The organism is Pseudomonas moraviensis (assembly GCF_900105805.1).
Lineage (GTDB): Bacteria > Pseudomonadota > Gammaproteobacteria > Pseudomonadales > Pseudomonadaceae > Aquipseudomonas > Aquipseudomonas moraviensis_A.
In genome coordinates this window covers 3,580,174-3,597,936 of record NZ_LT629788.1, presented here as the reverse complement: position 1 = coordinate 3,597,936, position 17,763 = coordinate 3,580,174, and the positions used below count along the sequence as shown (strand labels likewise).

General features: G+C 61.2%; 14 protein-coding genes. 6 read left to right on the top strand and 8 right to left on the bottom strand.

Annotated elements, in window-relative coordinates:
* Positions 1-210: 210 nt before the first annotated feature.
* Positions 211-1,116 carry a LysR family transcriptional regulator gene (locus tag BLU71_RS15950; protein WP_201297834.1) on the bottom strand — a complete coding sequence of 302 codons (906 nt, stop codon included), beginning with the start codon at positions 1,114-1,116 and terminating at the stop codon, positions 211-213.
* A 113-nt stretch (positions 1,117-1,229) separates the two neighbouring features.
* On the opposite strand from BLU71_RS15950, the gene BLU71_RS15945 reads away from it, so the two are divergent.
* The gene (locus BLU71_RS15945) at positions 1,230-2,108 is read left to right on the top strand and encodes an MBL fold metallo-hydrolase (protein ID WP_083353468.1); all 879 of its coding nucleotides are present in this window, start codon (positions 1,230-1,232) and stop codon (positions 2,106-2,108) included.
* Positions 2,109-2,153: 45 nt separating this feature from the next.
* The gene (locus tag BLU71_RS15940) at positions 2,154-2,768 is read left to right on the top strand and encodes an NAD(P)-dependent oxidoreductase (protein ID WP_065616691.1); all 615 of its coding nucleotides are present in this window, start codon (positions 2,154-2,156) and stop codon (positions 2,766-2,768) included.
* Between the two features lie 197 nt (positions 2,769-2,965).
* Here the strand turns inward: BLU71_RS15940 and BLU71_RS15935 are convergent, their stop codons facing one another.
* Positions 2,966-3,847 (bottom strand): LysR substrate-binding domain-containing protein, encoded by an 882-nt coding sequence (locus BLU71_RS15935; RefSeq protein ID WP_065616692.1) that lies wholly within the window; start codon positions 3,845-3,847, stop codon positions 2,966-2,968.
* Between the two features lie 227 nt (positions 3,848-4,074).
* Between BLU71_RS15935 and BLU71_RS15930 the strand changes: the two genes are divergently transcribed.
* Together BLU71_RS15930 and BLU71_RS15925 are read left to right on the top strand one after the other, a co-directional pair.
* A complete protein-coding gene (locus BLU71_RS15930) occupies positions 4,075-5,712 on the top strand; it encodes a 5-guanidino-2-oxopentanoate decarboxylase (protein WP_083353467.1) in 1,638 nt (545 codons plus the stop codon).
* Entirely contained in the window at positions 5,712-7,160 is a 1,449-nt protein-coding gene (locus BLU71_RS15925) for an aldehyde dehydrogenase family protein (RefSeq protein ID WP_173867406.1), read from the top strand. Before BLU71_RS15930 ends, BLU71_RS15925 begins: the two co-directional genes overlap by 1 nt.
* Before the next feature lie 209 nt (positions 7,161-7,369).
* Here the strand turns inward: BLU71_RS15925 and BLU71_RS15920 are convergent, their stop codons facing one another.
* Positions 7,370-8,299 (bottom strand): AraC family transcriptional regulator, encoded by a 930-nt coding sequence (locus tag BLU71_RS15920; protein WP_042607330.1) that lies wholly within the window; start codon positions 8,297-8,299, stop codon positions 7,370-7,372.
* 396 nt (positions 8,300-8,695) lie between these two features.
* Between BLU71_RS15920 and BLU71_RS15915 the strand changes: the two genes are divergently transcribed.
* Positions 8,696-9,049: a putative quinol monooxygenase gene (locus tag BLU71_RS15915; protein WP_039758266.1), complete on the top strand. Its 354-nt coding sequence runs from the start codon at positions 8,696-8,698 to the stop codon at positions 9,047-9,049.
* A 43-nt stretch (positions 9,050-9,092) separates the two neighbouring features.
* The gene (locus tag BLU71_RS15910) at positions 9,093-9,335 is read left to right on the top strand and encodes a hypothetical protein (protein ID WP_083353465.1); all 243 of its coding nucleotides are present in this window, start codon (positions 9,093-9,095) and stop codon (positions 9,333-9,335) included.
* Here BLU71_RS15910 and BLU71_RS15905 read toward each other — a convergent pair whose 3' ends face one another.
* The 5 genes from BLU71_RS15905 to BLU71_RS15885 all read right to left on the bottom strand — a co-directional run bounded on the left by BLU71_RS15905 (position 9,336) and on the right by BLU71_RS15885 (position 17,698).
* Positions 9,336-9,965 (bottom strand): flavin reductase family protein, encoded by a 630-nt coding sequence (locus tag BLU71_RS15905; RefSeq protein ID WP_065616696.1) that lies wholly within the window; start codon positions 9,963-9,965, stop codon positions 9,336-9,338.
* A gap of 197 nt (positions 9,966-10,162) precedes the next feature.
* Positions 10,163-11,482: an MFS transporter gene (locus tag BLU71_RS15900; protein ID WP_024014128.1), complete on the bottom strand. Its 1,320-nt coding sequence runs from the start codon at positions 11,480-11,482 to the stop codon at positions 10,163-10,165.
* Between the two features lie 378 nt (positions 11,483-11,860).
* A complete protein-coding gene (locus BLU71_RS15895) occupies positions 11,861-13,189 on the bottom strand; it encodes a sigma-54-dependent transcriptional regulator (protein WP_083353464.1) in 1,329 nt (442 codons plus the stop codon).
* Positions 13,189-14,949, bottom strand: coding sequence for a sensor histidine kinase (locus BLU71_RS15890; RefSeq protein WP_083353463.1), 1,761 nt, complete (start codon positions 14,947-14,949; stop codon positions 13,189-13,191). Before BLU71_RS15890 ends, BLU71_RS15895 begins: the two co-directional genes overlap by 1 nt.
* Before the next feature lie 76 nt (positions 14,950-15,025).
* Positions 15,026-17,698 (bottom strand): RHS repeat-associated core domain-containing protein, encoded by a 2,673-nt coding sequence (locus BLU71_RS15885; protein WP_331717124.1) that lies wholly within the window; start codon positions 17,696-17,698, stop codon positions 15,026-15,028.
* Positions 17,699-17,763: the final 65 nt, after the last annotated feature.

Below are 17,763 nucleotides of genomic sequence, written 5' to 3'. Positions count from 1 at the left end.
ACCTCTGAACGTCTACCTTGCGGTATTACTTTGAGCATAGGTCAGCGGTGCACACTTGCCAGCGAGTGCGCTTGAGGATTTACCTGGCCATTCAGCACACTGATGAGCCCCTGTAGGAGTGAGCCTGCTCGCGATAGCGGTGTGTCAGTCACCGCTGTGCCGACAGAAATACCGCTATCGCGAGCAGGCTCACTCCTACAAGGGATTGCTTTACAGGCCGGCATCCCACGCGGGATTCTCGGGAAAGCGCTGCACCAGAAAATCGAGCAGGCTGCGCAGCGCTGCGGGCATGTGTTTGCGTGAGGCGTACACCGCGTAGATGTTCATCTGTCGCGGTTCGGCATGTGGCAGCAAACGCAGCAGTTCGCCGTTGTGAATGTGCACCCCGGCCTGGTAGGTCGGCAGCATCGCCACACCCGCGCCGGCCAGGGTGGCGCGCAGGAGGGTGCTGGCCTCGTTGGCGCTGATATTGCCCTGCACCGGTACAGAAACCGGTTGGCCATCCTCTTCGAAATGCCACAGGCTCTTGCCGAAGTAGGAATGGGTCAGGCAATTGTGTCGGCTCAGATCTTCAACTGTCCGTGGCGCCGGATGCTCTCGCAGGTAAGCCGGCGCTGCGCACACCACCGAACGACAAACGGTCAGGCGTCGGGCGATCAGATTCGGATCGAGATCGTTGCTGGTGCGAATCGCCAGATCGATGCGTTCATCGACCAGATTCACCGTGCGGTCGAGCATTTGCAGATCGATGCTCACGCCTGGGTAAAGCTTGACGTATGCCGCCATGGCATCGGCCAGTTGCGCCTGGCCGAACGAGGTGCTGACGCTGATCCGCAGCAGTCCGCGCGGGGCGTCATCGGGTTCGCTGACGGCGGCCCGCATGTCGTGCGACAGGTCGATCATCTGCCGACAACGCGGGAGGATTTCACTGCCGGCGGCGGTCAGGCTCAGTTTGCGCGTGGTGCGGTGCATCAGCCGCGCGCCGACCCAGTCTTCCAGCTCCGCCAGATAGCGCGAGACCACCGGCCGCGACAGGTCGAGGTGGTCGGCCGCCGCTGACTGGCTGCCCAGATCCACCACCGTGACGAATACGCGCATTGCTTGAAGCCGATCCATGATTTGCCCGATTTTAGAAACAAACTATGTTCAAGCATCGCATTTTTTGTACTGAGTCTGGCAACTAAGCTCTGTTGCATCGCCAACCTGGCATTCGAAACTCGGAGCAACAGATGATCGGTTTCACCCAGTTCAAACGCGTGCTGCTCGCCTCAGCATTTTTCGCTTTTGCCGCCCATGCGTCCGCTGCCGAGCTGAGCCTCGATATCTACAACCCGGGCACCCAGGCGATTTTCCCGGTCAGCTCGGTGCTGGTCAGTGGCGAGAAAGAGGCGATTCTGGTCGACGCGCAATTCGGCAAATCCCAAGCCGAGCAGGTGGTGGAAAAGATCCGCGCCAGCGGCAAGCAATTGACCACCATCTACATCAGCCACGGCGATCCGGATTACTACTTCGGTCTCGACACCCTGACCAAAGCATTTCCACAGGCGAAAGTGCTGGCCTCGCAGCCGACCGTTGATCACATCAAGCACACCGTCGATGGCAAACTGGCCTACTGGGGCCCGAAAATGGGTGCCGATGTGCCAGCGAAAACCATCGTCCCGGACGTGCTCAAGGGCGACAGCCTGACCCTCGAAGGGCAGAAGTTGCAGGTGATCGGCCTCGACGGCAAACAGCCGGATCGCAGCTTCGTGTGGATTCCGTCGCTGAAGGCGGTGGTCGGCGGCGTGGTGGTCGCCGAGAACATTCATGTGTGGATGGCCGACACCCAGACTGCGCAATCCCACGCCGACTGGCTGCACACCTTGCACACCATCGAAAGCCTGAAACCGCAAACCGTGGTGCCTGGCCATTACCTGGGTGATAGCAGCCGCTCGCTGGACAGCGTGAAATTCACCGCTGATTACATCAAGGCCTTCGATGCCGAAACCGCCAAGGCCAAAGATTCTGCTGCGTTGATCGCGGCGATGAAAAAGCGCTACCCGCAACTTGGCGAGGAAAGCTCGCTGGAACTCAGCGCGAAAGTCGCCAAGGGTGAGATGCAGTGGTAAGCCGAACCTGAACACGCAGCCTTTTCAAGCCAACTGGAGAATCTCATGAGCAAGATTGCAATCATCGGCGCCACCGGACGTGCCGGTAGCCAACTGCTGGAAGAAGCCCTGCGTCGCGGTCACAGCGTCACGGCCATTGCCCGCGATACTTCGAAGATCGGTAATCGCGCCGGTGTCGTCAGCAAAAATCTCGACGTGCTGGATGCGGCGGCGCTGCAGGCGGCGGTAGCCGGTCACGACGTGGTGATCAGCGCAGCGCATTTCGCCACCGTGCCGGCCTCGGCGATTGTCGGGCCGGTCAAGCAGGCGGGCGTTAAACGCTTGCTGGTGGTGGGCGGCGCCGGTTCGCTGTTGCTGCCGGATGACACGCGGGTGATCGACAGTGCCGGGTTCCCGGCCGAGTACAAAACCGAGGCGAGTGCGGGGGCGGCGTTTCTTGAAGCGTTGCGTCAGGAACAGGAACTGGACTGGACTTTCCTGTCGCCGTCGGCGGAGTTTGTCGAAGGTGAGCGCAGTGGCACCTTCCGTGTCGGCAAGGATCATCTGTTGGTCAGTGCGCAAGGGCGTAGCTGGATCACGTTTGCCGATTACGCGATTGCGCTGATTGACGAAGTGGAAACGCCGAAGCATTCGCGCCAACGTTATACGGTCGGATATTGAGTCAAGACTTTTCCCCTCACCCCAGCCCTCTCCCGGGGGGAGAGGGACGCGACCGAGTTGTCTTGGATCACGCATTGACCTGAACGACCGTGTCGATTATGGATTCGGCGCGGCTGTGTCAGGTCGATGAATTTCTTGAGCATCCCCCAATCAGTTCCCTCTCCCTGGGGAGAGGGCTATGGTGAGGGGGAGAAGCTTCAGCGCAAATGTGCCTGCTCAACCAGCCAAAGCATCAACTCTTCCAACTGCGGCGAGGGCTTGGCTGCAGCAGGCACCACCGCGTAATACGCCAACCCCGTCTTCACCTTCAACGCAAACGGCATCACCAGCCGCCCGGCGTTCAGATCATCACCAATCAGCGACCAGTCCCCGATCGCCACACCTGTGCCATGGGAGGCCATCGACATCGCCTGATCCAGCGTTTCGAAATGCTGCCCGCTACCCAGGTTACTCAGTTGCAAACCCGCCGCATCGAGCCACACCGACCAGTCCTGAAGGTCGTGGGTCGGGTGCAACAACAGATGCGCCTGCAAATCCTCCGGTGAATTAAGCGCGGGCGAGCCCTTGAGCAATTGCGGCGAGCAGACCGGTGTCAGTTGCTCGTCGAACAGATGCAGCGCGCCTGGCGAATTATCCGGTGGCGGGCCGTAGATCACGGCGGCGTCGAATTGCTCGCGCTGAAAATCCACACCGTGTTGCAGCGAGGCCGTCAGTTTTACCGGCACGTCCGGGCGCTCCTTCTGCCATTGCAGCAGACGCGGCAGCAGCCAGCGCATCACGCAGCTCGGGGCCTTGAGTTGCAAAGTCTGATGTTTGAGTCCGATCTGCTCGGTCGCTTCGCCGATCAGTCCGAAGACCTTTTCCACCTGCGGCAGCCATTCGCGGCCTTCGGCCGTTAACGCCAGACCGCGGGCCAGACGAATGAACAACGGATAACCGAGCTGTTCCTCCAGCCCGGCGATCTGCCGGCTCACCGCGCCCTGAGTGATGTGCAACTGCTCGGCGGCGCGGGTGAAGTTGCAACATTGCGCGGTGATCCAGAACGTATGCAGCGCGGGAAGGGGAGGCAGGCGTTTCATGGCAATCCGAGGTATGACGGGAGGACATGGCTAGTATGACTTTTAATCGATTGTTGCTGCCAGTTGTGCACCGTTCCAATGAACGCATTCCACGGCTTTTCTGTAGGAGTGAGCCTGCTCGCGATAGCGGTGAGTCAGTCACTGCAATGTTGAATTTCATGACGCTATCGCGAGCAGGCTCACTCCTGCACAAGCTGTGTTTCAGCGAACGAGAAAGGGCAATCAACATGGCAACGTGCGGCGAAGTACTGGTCAGGCTGTTGGAGAATTACGGGGTCGAGCAGGTGTTCGGCATTCCCGGTGTGCACACCGTTGAGCTGTACCGGGGCCTCGCCCGTTCGAGCATCAACCACGTCACGCCTCGCCATGAGCAGGGTGCCGGCTTCATGGCCGACGGCTATGCGCGCACCAGCGGCAAACCCGGTGTGTGTTTCATCATCACGGGCCCGGGCATGACCAATATCACCACCGCCATGGGCCAGGCTTACGCCGATTCGATTCCGATGCTGGTGATCTCCAGCGTCCAGTCGCGCCATCAGTTGGGCGGTGGCCGCGGCAAGTTGCATGAGCTGCCGAACCAGAGCGCACTGGTCGGCGGCGTTGCAGCGTTCTCGCACACGCTGATGTCTGCCGCCGAGTTGCCGGTGGTGCTGGCCCGTGCGTTTGCCTTGTTCCAGGCCGGGCGACCGCGTCCGGTGCACATCGAAATTCCCTTGGACGTGTTGGTGGAGGAGGCCGATGAATTGCTCGCCAGCATGCCGGTGAGCATCGACCGTGCCGGCGCCGCACCGGCTGCCGTGAGTCGCATGAGCGAACTGCTCGCCAGCGCGCAACGGCCACTGATTCTCGCCGGCGGCGGTGCCATCGACGCCGCCCCGGAGCTGAGGCGAATCGCCGAGTTGCTCGATGCGCCGGTAGCGCTGACCATCAACGCCAAGGGCATGCTGCCGACGGGCCATGCGCTGTTGATCGGTTCGACGCAAAGCCTGGTCGCCACCCGCGCACTGGTTGCCGAGGCCGATGTGGTGCTGGCGATCGGCACCGAGCTGGCCGAGACCGATTACGACGTCATGTTCGCTGGCGGCTTCGAGATTCCCGGCAGGCTGCTGCGCATCGACATCGATGCCGATCAGACCGTGCGCAACTACCCGCCGCACGTCGCACTGGTCGCTGATTCGCGCAACGCCGCACAGGCATTGCTCAGCACGCTGACGCAAAAACCGCTGGCCGAGCGCCGCGATGATTGGGGTCACGCTCGGGCTGCGCGCTTGCGCGATGAGCTGGCGGCGAGCTGGGATGCGCCGACCTTGGCGCAAACCCGTTTCCTCGAGACCGTACTGCACGAGCTGCCGGACGCGGTGTTCGTCGGCGATTCCACGCAACCCGTGTACACCGGCAATCTCACTTTCAACCCCGAGCGACCACGCCGCTGGTTCAACGCCTCCACCGGTTACGGCACCCTCGGCTATGCGTTGCCTGCGGCGATTGGTGCGTGGCTCGGTAAACAACTCGATAACGGCGCCCGTCCGCCCGTGGTGTGCCTGATCGGCGACGGCGGCTTGCAATTCACCCTGCCGGAACTGGCCAGCGCCGTCGAAGCGCGGGTGCCGGTGATCGTGCTGCTGTGGAATAACCAGGGTTACGAGGAGATCAAAAAGTACATGGTCAACCGCGCCATCGAACCGGTCGGCGTGGACATCTACACCCCGGACTTCGTCGCCGTGGCCAAGGGCCTCGGTTGCGCCGCGCAAGCCATCAGCAGCGTCGACGAACTGCGCGCAGCGCTGCGCAAGGCGACGGACCGGCAAGGCCCGACGCTGATTGAAATCGACCAGAACCAGTGGATGCAGGCGGTGGCCCCATGATCAATTTTCCAACCACACTCGATGGCCTCTACATCAACGGCCAATGGTCGTCGGGCCGTGAACACCTGCGGGTGATCAACCCCGCTACGGAGGCGCTGCTGACCACGGTCAATGGCGGTGACGAACAGACGGTCGATGAAGCGATCAGCGCCGCGTGCGAAGCGTTCAAACACTGGTCGCAGACCACCGGCACCGACCGCGCGGCGATCCTGCGCAACATTGCCAATGGCGTGCGCAAGGGTCGCGAGCATTTGATGAACCTGCAATCGAGCAACAACGGCAAACCGCAGTTCGAAGCGGCCATTGATGTCGATGACGTGATCGCCACGTTTGAGTATTACGCCGAACTCGCCGAAGGCCTCGACGCAAAACAGGACAGCCATGTGCCGCTGCCCAGCGCGGATTTCAGCGCGCGCCTGCGTCGTGAGCCGTGCGGCGTGGTCGGGCTGATCGTGCCGTGGAATTTCCCCATGGTCACCACCGCATGGAAACTCGCTCCAGCGCTGGCCGCCGGTTGCTGCGTGGTGCTCAAACCCTCCGAAGTGACGCCGCTGCCGGAGCTGGAACTGGCGGCGATCATCGCTGAATCCGGTTTGCCCGACGGCGTGTTCAATCTGGTCTGCGGTACTGGTCTGGCGGTGGGTGCGCCGTTGTCGGCGGATCCACGTATTGCCAAAATCTCCTTCACCGGCAGCAACGCGGTTGGCGTGCAGGTGATGCAACGCGCTGCCGAAACCGTGAAGGGAGTCAGCCTGGAGCTCGGTGGCAAATCGTCGTTGCTGGTGCTGGCGGATGCCGATGTTGAGCTGGCGGTGGAACTGGCGTGTGGCGGTGCGTTCTTCAACGCCGGGCAGATGTGTTCGGCCACCAGTCGGGTGCTGGTCGCCGAGCAATTGATGGATGAATTTCTTCAGCGCCTGCAAATACGCGCGCAGGCGATTCGAGTCGCCGATCCGTTCGACCCGGACGTGGAGATGGGCGCGCTGGTCAATCAGGCGCAATACCAGCGGGTACTCGGGCATATTGATCGTGGCCTGAGTGCGGGGGCGCGTTTGCTCTGTGGCGGCAATCGCCCGGCAGATTTGCCGCGGGGCTATTTTCTGCAACCGACGGTGTTCACCGACGTGCCGCTGGACAGCGCGTTATGGCGAGAGGAGATTTTCGGGCCGGTGGTATGTGTGCGCAGTTTCGGCAGCGAGGCCGAAGCAATTGCCTTGGCCAACGACACCCGGTTCGGCCTGGTGGCGAGTGTGGTGACGCGCGATGCCGCCGCAGCAGATCGCGTGGCCAATGGGTTGCAGGCGGGGCTGGTGTGGATCAATGCACCGCAGGTGATCTTCCCGCAGACGGCGTGGGGCGGATACAAGCAGAGCAGTATTGGCCGCGAACTGGGGCCTTGGGGGTTGGCGGCGTTTCAGGAAATCAAGCACGTCGTGCGAGCGGTGTAAAAGCCGACCCTCACCCCAGCCCTCCCGAAACGTCGGACCGCCCGGAGGGAGAGGGAGCCGACCGAGGTGTCTTGCGATGTTCGCCGACCTGAAAAATCGAGTCGATTATGGATTCAAAGGTAATCGTTCAAGTCGGTGAACCTCTTCAATATTCCCCAATCTGTCCCCTCTCCCTCTGGGAGAGGGCTAGGGTGAGGGGCTTTTAACGGTCAGACCGACAGCCGCAGCCGCGCCAGATCCCGCAACGGCGGTGCGCCAAACAGCCGGCTGTACTCGCGGCTGAATTGCGACGGGCTTTCATAGCCCACGCGATACCCCGCCGCTGACGCTTCCAGTCCTTCGGTCAACATCAGTCGCCGCGCCTCTTGCAGGCGCAGCTGCTTCTGATACTGCAACGGACTCATCGCCGTCATCGCCTTGAAGCGGTGATGCAGCGTCGACACGCTGAGGTTCACTTCCCGCGCCAGATCATCGATGCGCAACGGCTGCTCGAAATTGCCGTTGAGCCATTTGATCGCCTGGCTGATGCGATGGCTCTGGCTGTTGGCAATCGCAATCTCATACAAGCGATGACCCTGCGGGCTGCGCAGCAGGCGATAGAGAATCTCCCGGCGAATCAGTGGCGCGAGCATGGCGATGTCTTTCGGCGCGTCGAGCAATCGCGCCAGACGCAACACCGCGTCGAGCATGGCGCTGTCGATTTTTTCCACGTACAGACCACGGCCGGTCGGGCGCGTCGGCACGCCCATCGGGCCGGCGTCGGCGATCAGCGCGGTGATTTCCGTCGGGTCGATGTCGAGGCGCACGGCGAGGATCGGTTCTTCGGGGGAGACGTTGACCACCCGCCCGCTGAGCGGCATCGAAACCGACACCACCAGATAATTCAGCGGGTCGTAATTGAAGAACTCGTCAGCCAGTCGGACCTCTTTTCGCCCCTGCGCCATGATGCACAGCGCCGGCTGTGCGAGCACCGGGGCGAAGTCATGGGACTTGGTGTGGCGCGACATGACCAGCGAGCCGATGGCGGTCTGGTAGCTGCCATCATCGCTGGTGTTGCGGCGGATGATCGCCGCCAGCTCCGCTCGCTGCTTTTCCATGTCGGCGCTGGGTTCGGCTTGAAAACGATCGAATGACGTCATGCACGGCATCCTCGGCAAGTGAGGGGGAATGCAACAGAGCATATGTTTGTGCAAGCAGCGGCGGTAGACACATTCTGCCAAATGCTTGCCTGATTCTGCCCTGAGGTGCGCACATGTCTCCCGCCATACGATCCTGTAGGAGCTGCCGAAGGCTGCGATCCGTTGATCTTCAAGGCAAAATCAAAAGATCGCCGCCTTCGGCAGCTCCTACACAAAACGCGTATGACCCACGTGTTGCGCAGGTTTACAGGTTGTTACAGGTCGTCTGCACAGTCTCGCAGGATTGTGCAACGCGAAGGCAGGAATCGACTAACGGCGCTGCCGGCCCGGCCCTTAATCTTTGCTTCAGTCGCAGCCCGTCCCCCGGCTGCCACGCGATTTCATGGAGGGTTGATCATGTCCAAGCAGATGCCTGTCAGTCATATGGCCTTCGTTCGTGCCCAGGCCGGGCGCTCGGCGGAACTCGGTGTGCGCCTGAGCGCTTTGATCGAGGTCTCGCGCGCTGCGCCCGGTTGCCTGAGTTTCTCGTTGCAACAATCGCAGTGCGACGCCGACCTGTGGCTGGTCAGCGGCTACTGGAGCAGCCAGCAGATGATGACTGCTTACTTCAACAGTCCGTCGATGGAAGTCTTCGCCGAGCTGGTCCAGGACCTGGTGGTCAACAGCCTCGACTTCCACACCTTCAGGGACGTTTCCGCCGCGCAGGCCCTCGGTCAATGTTCGGCGCCGATACACAAACTCGCCGGTTGAGGGTTTAATGTCCGGCTTAATTGATTGAGCCAGGATCCGCGACATGGCACGTAAAGAGTTTGAACGCTTCGAAGCAGTCTCCGCAGTCGTCCCCGTCGAGCTGGGCGGCAACAAGGGTTATTACGCGGCCATCGCGGTCAAGGCCCTGATCGAGGGCGGCGCACCGCGCTTTCACAAATTGCTGAACGAGCAGGTGTTTCCCGGCGCCATCGCAGCCGATGAAGCGGCGATCAACGAGCTGGATAAACTCCAGGGCGTCACTGATGACGCCGAGCTGATCTGGTAGTTATTTCTGCGCCCCCGGGCGCCACATCTTGAACAATGCTTCAGGCCCCAGCTGGAAATAATCCGCCGGCCCGCCGCCACGCAGAATCGGTTGTGCGGCGGCGGTGTCGTAGACGCCATCTTTCAGCAGCCATTTGGCAATGTGCACGGCGACCACTTCGCCGAGAATCAGCCAGCTCGGCACGGTTGCGCCATCGGCGCGTTGCAGCTGAATGATCTGCGTGACCTTGCACTCAAAGGACACCGGGCTTTCGGCGACCCGTGGGACGGAAATCACCTTCGACGCCACGGTCGTCAGCCCCGCCAGTTCAAACTCGTTGACCTCCGGCGCGACCATCGCGCAGCTCTCGTTCATCTGCTCGGCCAACGGGCGGGTGGCGAGGTTCCAGACGAACTCACCGGTCTGCTCGATGTTGTTCAGACTGTCTTTGCGCCCGATGCTGGAAAAACCAATGATCGGCGGAATGTAGTTGAAGGCGTTGAAGAAACTGTACGGCGCCAGATTGAGCCGGCCTTCGGCATCCTGCGAAGAGATCCAGCCGATGGGGCGCGGGCCGACGATGGCGTTGAACGGATCGTGAGGCAAGCCGTGGCCATTGGCAGGTTCGTAGAAGTGGATGTCATCGGGCATGGGGAGCGGATTCCTGAGCTGCATTCGGATGCAGCCATAGTGCAAGGAGCCAGTGCATATTTCCACCCGGATGCAAACCTTGTAGGAGTGAGCCTGCTCGCGATGGCGGTGTGTCAGATATCAGTGATGGCGACTGATACACCGCTATCGCGAGCAGGCTCACTCCTACAGTGGATTTGTGTTGATCAAAAGCCCTATCAGTCAGTCACGATCCGCGAATGCTTCTGGGTGTCTTTCATGGTGATGTACACCAGCAGCGACACGGCAATGCATGCGGTGACGTACCAGTAGTAACCGGTTTCCATGCCGATGCTCTTGAACCACAGCGCGATGTATTCAGCGGTGCCGCCGAAGATCGATACGGTCAGTGCATACGGCAGCCCGACGCCCAGGGCGCGGATTTCGGTCGGGAACAATTCAGCTTTCACCACGGCGTTGATCGAGGTGTAGCCGCTGACGATGATCAGCGCCGCCATGATCAGGAAGAACGCGCCCCACCAGGTCTGGATGGTGTGCAGGGTCATCAGGATCGGCACGGTGAAGATCGTACCGAGCACGCCGAAGGCGATCAGGATCGGGCGCCGGCCGATCTTGTCCGACAGGCCACCGATGATCGGTTGCAGGCACATGAACAGGAACAGTGTTGCGGCAGAAATGGTGGTCGAGTCGGAGATGCTCATGCCGACGGTGTTCACCAGGTATTTCTGCATGTAAGTGGTGTAGGTGTAGAACGCCAGGGTACCGCCCATGGTCAGGCCGACCACGGTCAACAGCTCTTTCGGGTGGCGCATCAAGGTGCGCATGGCGCTTTCCTTGGACTTCTCTTTTTTGGTGAACGACTCGGTTTCTTCCATGCCGCGACGCAGGTACAGCGCCACGACCGCACACAGCGCGCCGATGGCGAACGGGATGCGCCAGCCCCACGCGTACAGCTGTTCGGTAGTCAGCATGTTTTGCAGCACGATCAGCACGCCGAGGGCGATGAGCTGGCCGGAGATCAGCGTTACGTACTGGAAGCTGGAGAAGAAGCCGCGACGTTCCTTGGTCGCCATCTCGGACAGATACGTCGCCGACGTGCCGTACTCGCCACCGACCGACAGGCCTTGCAGCAGGCGGGCGAACACCAGCAGGATCGGCGCGCCGATGCCGATGGTTTCATAGTTCGGGCTCAGGGCAATCAGCAGCGAGCCGAAGCACATCAGGTACACCGAGGCCATCAGCGCTTTCTTGCGTCCGACCTTGTCGGCGTACATGCCCATCAGCCAGCCACCGATCGGGCGCATCAGGAAGCCGACGGCGAAGATCGCTGCGGTGTTCATCAGTTGCGCGGTGGTTGAACCGGCGGGGAAGAAGGTCTTGGCGAAGTACAGGGAGAAGGCGGCATACACGTACCAGTCGTACCATTCGACCATGTTGCCGACAGAGCCGCTGAAGATCGATTTGATCCGGCTGGCGGTGGTTCTCGGTTTGGCCGGCACGGCAGCCGACCCGAGGGGCAGGGCGTTGGAGTTATCCATTGAAGGATCCTTCGTTTAATTGTTTTTGTGGAGCGCGTCGGAACGCAGCCTGCCGGGGCTATAGCAGGAGCTGTGCCAAGGGCCGGAGGGCCGGTTTAGAGGGGGTAGGGGGAATGGGTGAGCGGATTTGTGCCGACTGATTGGTTTGTGTGAGCGGATTTCCGCTTATCGGCGTGAAGATCAAAGCCCCTCACCCTAACCCTCTCCCAGAGGGAGAGGGAACTGACCGAGGTGTTCTCGTGGGTTACATCGACCTGCAATATCGAGTCGAATACAGATTCGGGAAAGCATGGAGATCGGCTCCCTTCCCCCTCGCCCCCCTGGGGGAGAGGGCTGGGGTGAGGGGGAGGGATTTCAGCTACACCACAAATCTCTGCCTCACTCGGCCAAAAACATCTCCCGACTCAACCCATGCCGCTGCATCTTTTCATTGAACGTGCGGCGCGGCAGTTGCAGTTCTTCGAGCACGGCTTTCACATCGCCTTTGTGCCGGGTCAGCGCCGCGCGCAGGCATTGCGCTTCGAAGGCTTCCTGCTGCGCCGCCAGCGATTGCCCCGGATCGATTCCGGCGACTGGTTCATCCAGCCCCAACACCTGACGCTCGGCAACGTTGGCCAGTTCGCGGACGTTGCCCGGCCAGTCGTGGCTGAGCAGGTGACTCAGTTGGGCGCCGGTCAACGGTGGAAAGGTCCGGCCCAGACGCTGGGCGGCGTTCTGGGCAAATGTTTCGAACAGCAACGGAATATCTTCGCGGCGATCGCGCAGCGGCGGCAAGCGCAGTTCGGCGACGTTCAGGCGATAAGCCAGGTCTTCGCGAAAACGTCCGGCGCGGGCCTCATCAAGCAGGTCCGGTTTGGTCGCCGCAACGATGCGCAAATCGACGCGAATGCTCTGATTCGAGCCCAGCCGTTCAAGCTTTTGCTCCTGCAACACCCGCAGCAATTTCACCTGTTGGGCCAGCGGCATGCTTTCGATCTCGTCGAGAAACAGCGTGCCGCCATCGGCGTACTCCAGTTTGCCGATGCGCTTGCCCGAGGCGCCGGTGAACGCGCCGCTCTCATGGCCGAACAGTTCGGCCTCGAACAGTTGTTCCGGGATCGCCGCGCAGTTCAGCGCCACGAACGGTTTGTCGGCGCGCGGGCCGAAATCATGCAGGCAGCGCGCGACCAGTTCCTTGCCGCTGCCGGTTTCGCCACGGATCAGCACGTTGACCGGCAGCGCCGCCAGATCCAGCACCTGCCGACGCAACGTCTGCAAACCCCGAGACACGCCCAGCAACGTCGCATCCAGCTTCGCGCGGTTGTCGGCCAGTTCGTGCAGGGCGCGGTTTTCCAGGACCAGGCGGCGCTTGTCCAGCGCCCTGCGCAGACTGCCGAGCAGGGTTTCCGGGCTGAACGGTTTTTCCAGAAAGTCGTAGGCGCCGTCGCGCATGGCTTCAACCGCCATCGGCACGTCGCCGTGGCCGGTGAGCAGAATCACCGGCAGGTCTGCGTCGCGCTTCTGCGCCTCGGCGAGCAATTGCAAACCGTCCATGCCGGGCATGCGCACATCGCTGAGGATCACCCCGGGAAAATGCTCCGGCAGCGCGGCGAGGCATTCTTCGGCGCGGCTGAACAGCTGCACTTCGAAGCCCGACAGGCTCAGCCATTGTTCGACGGCGTCGCGAATGCTGCTTTCGTCGTCGACCACCATCACCGAATTGAGCATCAGATGTGTGCCTCCAGATCGATTGGCAAAGTAAGACTGAACACCGCGCCGTTGTCGGCATTCTCGGCGCTCAGACGGCCGCCGGATTCATGCACGATGGCGAAGGATACTGCCAGCCCCAGGCCCAGGCCGTCACCCACCGGTTTGGTGGTGAAGAACGGATCGAACACCTGGCCCAGATGCTCCTCGGCAATGCCGCCACCATTGTCGCTGACGCTCAGCCGCCACAATTGCTCGTCGGCCTCCAGACGGATTTGCAGACGCTTGCAGGCTTTGCCTTGCATGGCGTCCAGCGCATTGCGCAACAGGTTGATCAGCACCTGTTCGAGACGAATCGCATCACCGCGCACCCATGCCGGGCGTGTCAGATGCAGCACCAGGCTGACCTGCTCGTCGCGCAGCCGCGCATCGAGCAATTGCAGCGATTGATCGACCACGGTCGCCAGATCCAGACGCTCACGCAAACCGCTCGGACTTTTGCGGGCGAAAGTCTTGAGGTGGCCGGTGAGGGCGGCCATGCGCGTAAGCATGTCATCCACCGGTTTCAGCGCCTTGTACGCGTCATCCACGCGGCCATGTTCGAGCAGCAGGCGCAGGGTCGCCAGTTGCATGCGCTGAGCGGTCAGCGGTTGATTGATTTCATGGGCCAGCGCGGCGGACATCTGCCCCAGCGCGGCAAGCTTGGCCGACTGCACCAGACCTTCCTGAGCAGTGCGCAGGTCGCGGGTACGCTCCTCGACCAGACGCTCGAGTTCTTCGCGATTGCGCTGGCGGACCTTGGCCAGCCGCCAGCGCTGGTTGAGAAACAGCAACAGAAACACCAGCGCCAGCCACACCCCGGCGGCGGCCAGCGCGGCGTTGCGCAAATCCTCGAAGGCCACTTGCGGGCGGCGCAGCAGGTGCAGGGTCCAGCCTTCGGTCGTCAGCGGCAGCGATTCCCACAGATAATCCGCCGTGCCCTGCGGGCCTTCGACCCGGCGCAGATCGCTGTTGTCATCGAAGCGCCGTAGCGGCAAATGGGTCAAAGGGACCAGCGATTGCTTGTCGTACTGGCGGGTGGTTTTGATCTCGGCCAGATCGCTGGCGCTCAACGGCCGCAAGGCGCGATAACGCCAGCCCGGCTGGTTGGCGATGAAGATGATCCCGCGCGCATCACTGACCAGCAGCGTGTCGCTGCCCTGACTCCATTCGCGCTCCAGCTCGGGAAATTCCAGCTTGACCACCATCGCGCCAAGGAACTCGCCGTTGTCCCCGAGCACAGCGCTTGAGAGGAAATAACCGGGAATGCCGCTGGTCACACCCACCGCGTAGAAACGCCCGGTGCCTTGGGTGCGGGTCTGGCTGAAGTAGGGGCGGAAGCCGTAATTGTGACCGACGTAACTGCTCGGCAAGCGCCAGTTACTGGCGGCCACGGCCAGGCCGGTGCGGTCGAGCAGTTCAAGGGTCGAGGACTGCGCCGCGCCATTGATCTTTTCCAGCTTCAGATTCAGTGCGGTCTGCTGCGCCGCATCGACAGGGCCGCCCAGTGCCGAACGCAATTGCGGATCCAGCGCCAGCACGGCGGGCAGCGCGCGGTAGCGGTCGATCAGGGTGTGCAATGAGTTGGCGTAGAGCCCCAGTTGCTGGTTCGCGCGGGTGGCGTCTTCTTCCTGTGCCTGACGCTCGGCGTGGCGCATGGCGAGCGTCGCGGCCACGACAGTGCCGGCGATGATCAGCAGGGAATACAACGACAGACGCAGGGTACGGGAAGTCGGCAGCATGCTGGGCGCAGGAATAAGGACGGGCAGGCACCTTACCATGAGCACTGTTCAGGCCAGGAGCGGCGTCGTCACCTTTTCATACGGCAGTAAAAGTCGACGAATTGGAATGAAGCACGGTCCTCAGGTTTCGCAGCCTTCTTATTCGCTGTCCTGTATCGCGTTCAATGCGTTCAATGCGCTTGGAGGGGTCCGTACGACTTAGGGTCTTGACCGTTTCGATTAAATGTTTCGAGCGATACTGCAGCATATTGATCGTGTCGGTAATGTCGGCATCCAGTGCAGTCACCTCATCCTCGGTAAGATCATTTGCGCTGGTTACTATTTCATTCAAGAGATCGAGGGTGTCCGGAATCACCTTGATGGCCGGCCCGACGTAGGGGATCTTGCCAGCGGCTGCCAGGGCCAGTTCCTTGCCAGCCGCGATGCCGCCTTGTTGGATCTCTTGCCGTCCTTCTGGTGTGAGCGGGTTGTAACTGGCGATAGCTTTAAAGTTGATCACGGGCCCTTGTTCGCCCTGGGTTTGCTTTAACAGCCTGGGTCCTTTCAATCGATCCGTTTGCAAGCTGATGGAGGTGTTCAAACCGGTTTTTTTGCCGATCGCTTTCGTCGTTCTACTCACGGTTTTTCCGACGACGAAACCAAGAGCTCCGCCAATCAGCATTCCCAGAGGGCCGCCAGGGATTCCCATTGCTACCCCGGCTGCGCCCATGCCTATGCCAACCGCGTTGGACGCGCCCTTTTCCGCAAGAAAAAAACCTGTTCGTTTCGCGGTTGATACCCTGCTGTTGGTCTCGGAACGATGATTGAGTATCTGTGTGGTGACATCCCTGACAGCCAGATCGACCGCTGAAAGCAGCTCGTTATGGAAGGCCAGTTTCTTCTGCATACGCTCTGTGGGAGTGTTTCCGGTAATAAACGCCAGAGCGCCTGTGCTTGACGGCTGGGCTTCTTCTGTTTTGTTGCCTGTCGTGTCGAAGTAAGTCATCGGATTGTTGCGCACGAATCCATACAGGTTCAGCCCATCCACATCCCCCGCCGGATCCGCACTGACCCAGCGCTGCAACCATGGCGCGTAATAACGGGCGCCGTAGTAATACAAACCGCTGGTGTCCATCTCCTTGCCCGAATAGCGGATGAACTTGTAGGGGGCCTCGATCTCTGAAGGCGCGGTCATCCACGCCGTGGCGCCGAACGGGTAGTAACCTTCGGCGCTGATCAGTTGCGCCTGCTGACCGAGTTCCATCACGCAGGAGCCGAGGTGATCTTCCAGGCTGTAGCGCAGTTGATCGGTGGCGATGCCTTCGGGTTTTTTCGCTACCCAATGCAGGCAACGGGCGTTGCCGAGGGTGATGACGTGCAGTTCTTCGCCGTTGTCGCGGGTGCGGATTTCCAGCCCCGGCAAGTAGCGCACCTGATGAAAGTGGGCGGCTGCGGAGCTATGGAATTCGTGGCGTTTGAACACGCGCATGCCCTGGCTGTAGCGGTAATGTTCGGCATCATCGGGGCCGTCCGGGCGCTGGATCAGGGTCACGCTTTGCAGCTCGTCGCGGGCATTCCAGGTCAGCGGTTTGCAGGGGTTCATCGCGTTCAGGTTGCCGTGGCGATCGAACAGAACGTCGAACTCCGGTTCCGGATCGTCTGTTTTCCAGCGTACCCCGCGATTACTGTTCGGATCGATGCGCATTTGCCGGGTGTAATGGTTGCCCGCCCGTACATGGCACAGCTCGATCAGGTTGCCACCGTGATCGTACTCATAGGTCTGGGTGTAGTTGCGGCGATCGTTAGGGTCACCCGGTTGCGGCAGACCGGGGATGTCCGGCGGCGGGCCCGCATCGTGGCCGGTGGCGCTGATCAGCCGATAAAGCGAGTCATAGATGAAATCACGGTGGCCGTCGATCCGTTGGTTGGCGAAATATCGCGGCGCAAAAGCGTGGTCTTCGATGCGGGTGATGTTGCCGACGCGGTCGTAGAAGTACTCGAGGTTTTGCAGGACCCCACGGTCTTCGTGGTGGCTGGACTGGGTGTGCAAACGATTATCCGCCGGGTCATACGTCCACGTGCTGTGCACCCGATTCCCGGCCAGTTGTTCGATGATCTGGTCGTTGGCGTTGTACTGCGCGTCGATCAGCACCGGTTGCCAGTCAGACGTGCCGCTGATCTGCAGTTGCGCGTCCTTGAGTTGCCCGGCCAGGCCGTAACATAAGCGTCGCCGGTGGCCGCCGGCGTCGGTCTGCTCCAGCAGTGCGCCGAGGGGGCTGAACACTTGGTGGCTGGTAAATGGCTCACCGTCGTGGAACGTGCGGGTTTCCCTCAGAGACGGGCCGGTCAGGGAAAAACTGTCGGTAAGCAGTGAGCCGGCACGATCCTCTTGTTCCAGCAACTGGCCGCGCTGATTGAGCCCCGCCTCGGCCGAGGCGTCGGCGTAGATGAAAACATCCACGTTGGGCCGGCCATTTTCCTCGACGGCGACCACCCGCAGTTGCGCATCGAAGAGCGTCTGCCAATGGCTGCCGCGCTGGTCCCAGCGGCGCAAAGGCTCACCGGCCAGCCCGGGCAGGGTCAGGCGCCAGCCGGCGTCGACGCTATCGGTTTTCAAGGGCTCGCCGTTCAGTGAATAGACGAGGGCAAGGTTGGGACGGGGGCTTGAGCCAAAAAGACGCGCATCCCATTTTTCAACCACCGCGCCTGTCGCGTTGTAATACTGACGAGCGACAAGCATTTGCACAGCAGGGTCACCGGGTTTGCGCAAACAGGCAATCTGTCTGACAGCCAGGCCTCTGCCATCCCAAGCGACTATGTCTGGTGTGCGAGTCA

What these genes read in the sequence shown, in the direction of transcription:
- BLU71_RS15950 (WP_201297834.1), bottom strand. Translation starts at nt 1,116, where the DNA reads ATGGATCGGCTTCAAGCAATGCGCGTATTCGTCACGGTGGTGGATCTG.
- BLU71_RS15945 (WP_083353468.1), top strand. Translation starts at nt 1,230, where the DNA reads ATGATCGGTTTCACCCAGTTCAAACGCGTGCTGCTCGCCTCAGCATTT.
- BLU71_RS15940 (WP_065616691.1), top strand. Translation starts at nt 2,154, where the DNA reads ATGAGCAAGATTGCAATCATCGGCGCCACCGGACGTGCCGGTAGCCAA.
- BLU71_RS15935 (WP_065616692.1), bottom strand. Translation starts at nt 3,847, where the DNA reads ATGAAACGCCTGCCTCCCCTTCCCGCGCTGCATACGTTCTGGATCACC.
- BLU71_RS15930 (WP_083353467.1), top strand. Translation starts at nt 4,075, where the DNA reads ATGGCAACGTGCGGCGAAGTACTGGTCAGGCTGTTGGAGAATTACGGG.
- BLU71_RS15920 (WP_042607330.1), bottom strand. Translation starts at nt 8,299, where the DNA reads ATGACGTCATTCGATCGTTTTCAAGCCGAACCCAGCGCCGACATGGAA.
- BLU71_RS15915 (WP_039758266.1), top strand. Translation starts at nt 8,696, where the DNA reads ATGTCCAAGCAGATGCCTGTCAGTCATATGGCCTTCGTTCGTGCCCAG.
- BLU71_RS15910 (WP_083353465.1), top strand. Translation starts at nt 9,093, where the DNA reads ATGGCACGTAAAGAGTTTGAACGCTTCGAAGCAGTCTCCGCAGTCGTC.
- BLU71_RS15905 (WP_065616696.1), bottom strand. Translation starts at nt 9,965, where the DNA reads ATGCCCGATGACATCCACTTCTACGAACCTGCCAATGGCCACGGCTTG.
- BLU71_RS15900 (WP_024014128.1), bottom strand. Translation starts at nt 11,482, where the DNA reads ATGGATAACTCCAACGCCCTGCCCCTCGGGTCGGCTGCCGTGCCGGCC.
- BLU71_RS15895 (WP_083353464.1), bottom strand. Translation starts at nt 13,189, where the DNA reads ATGCTCAATTCGGTGATGGTGGTCGACGACGAAAGCAGCATTCGCGAC.
- BLU71_RS15890 (WP_083353463.1), bottom strand. Translation starts at nt 14,949, where the DNA reads ATGCTGCCGACTTCCCGTACCCTGCGTCTGTCGTTGTATTCCCTGCTG.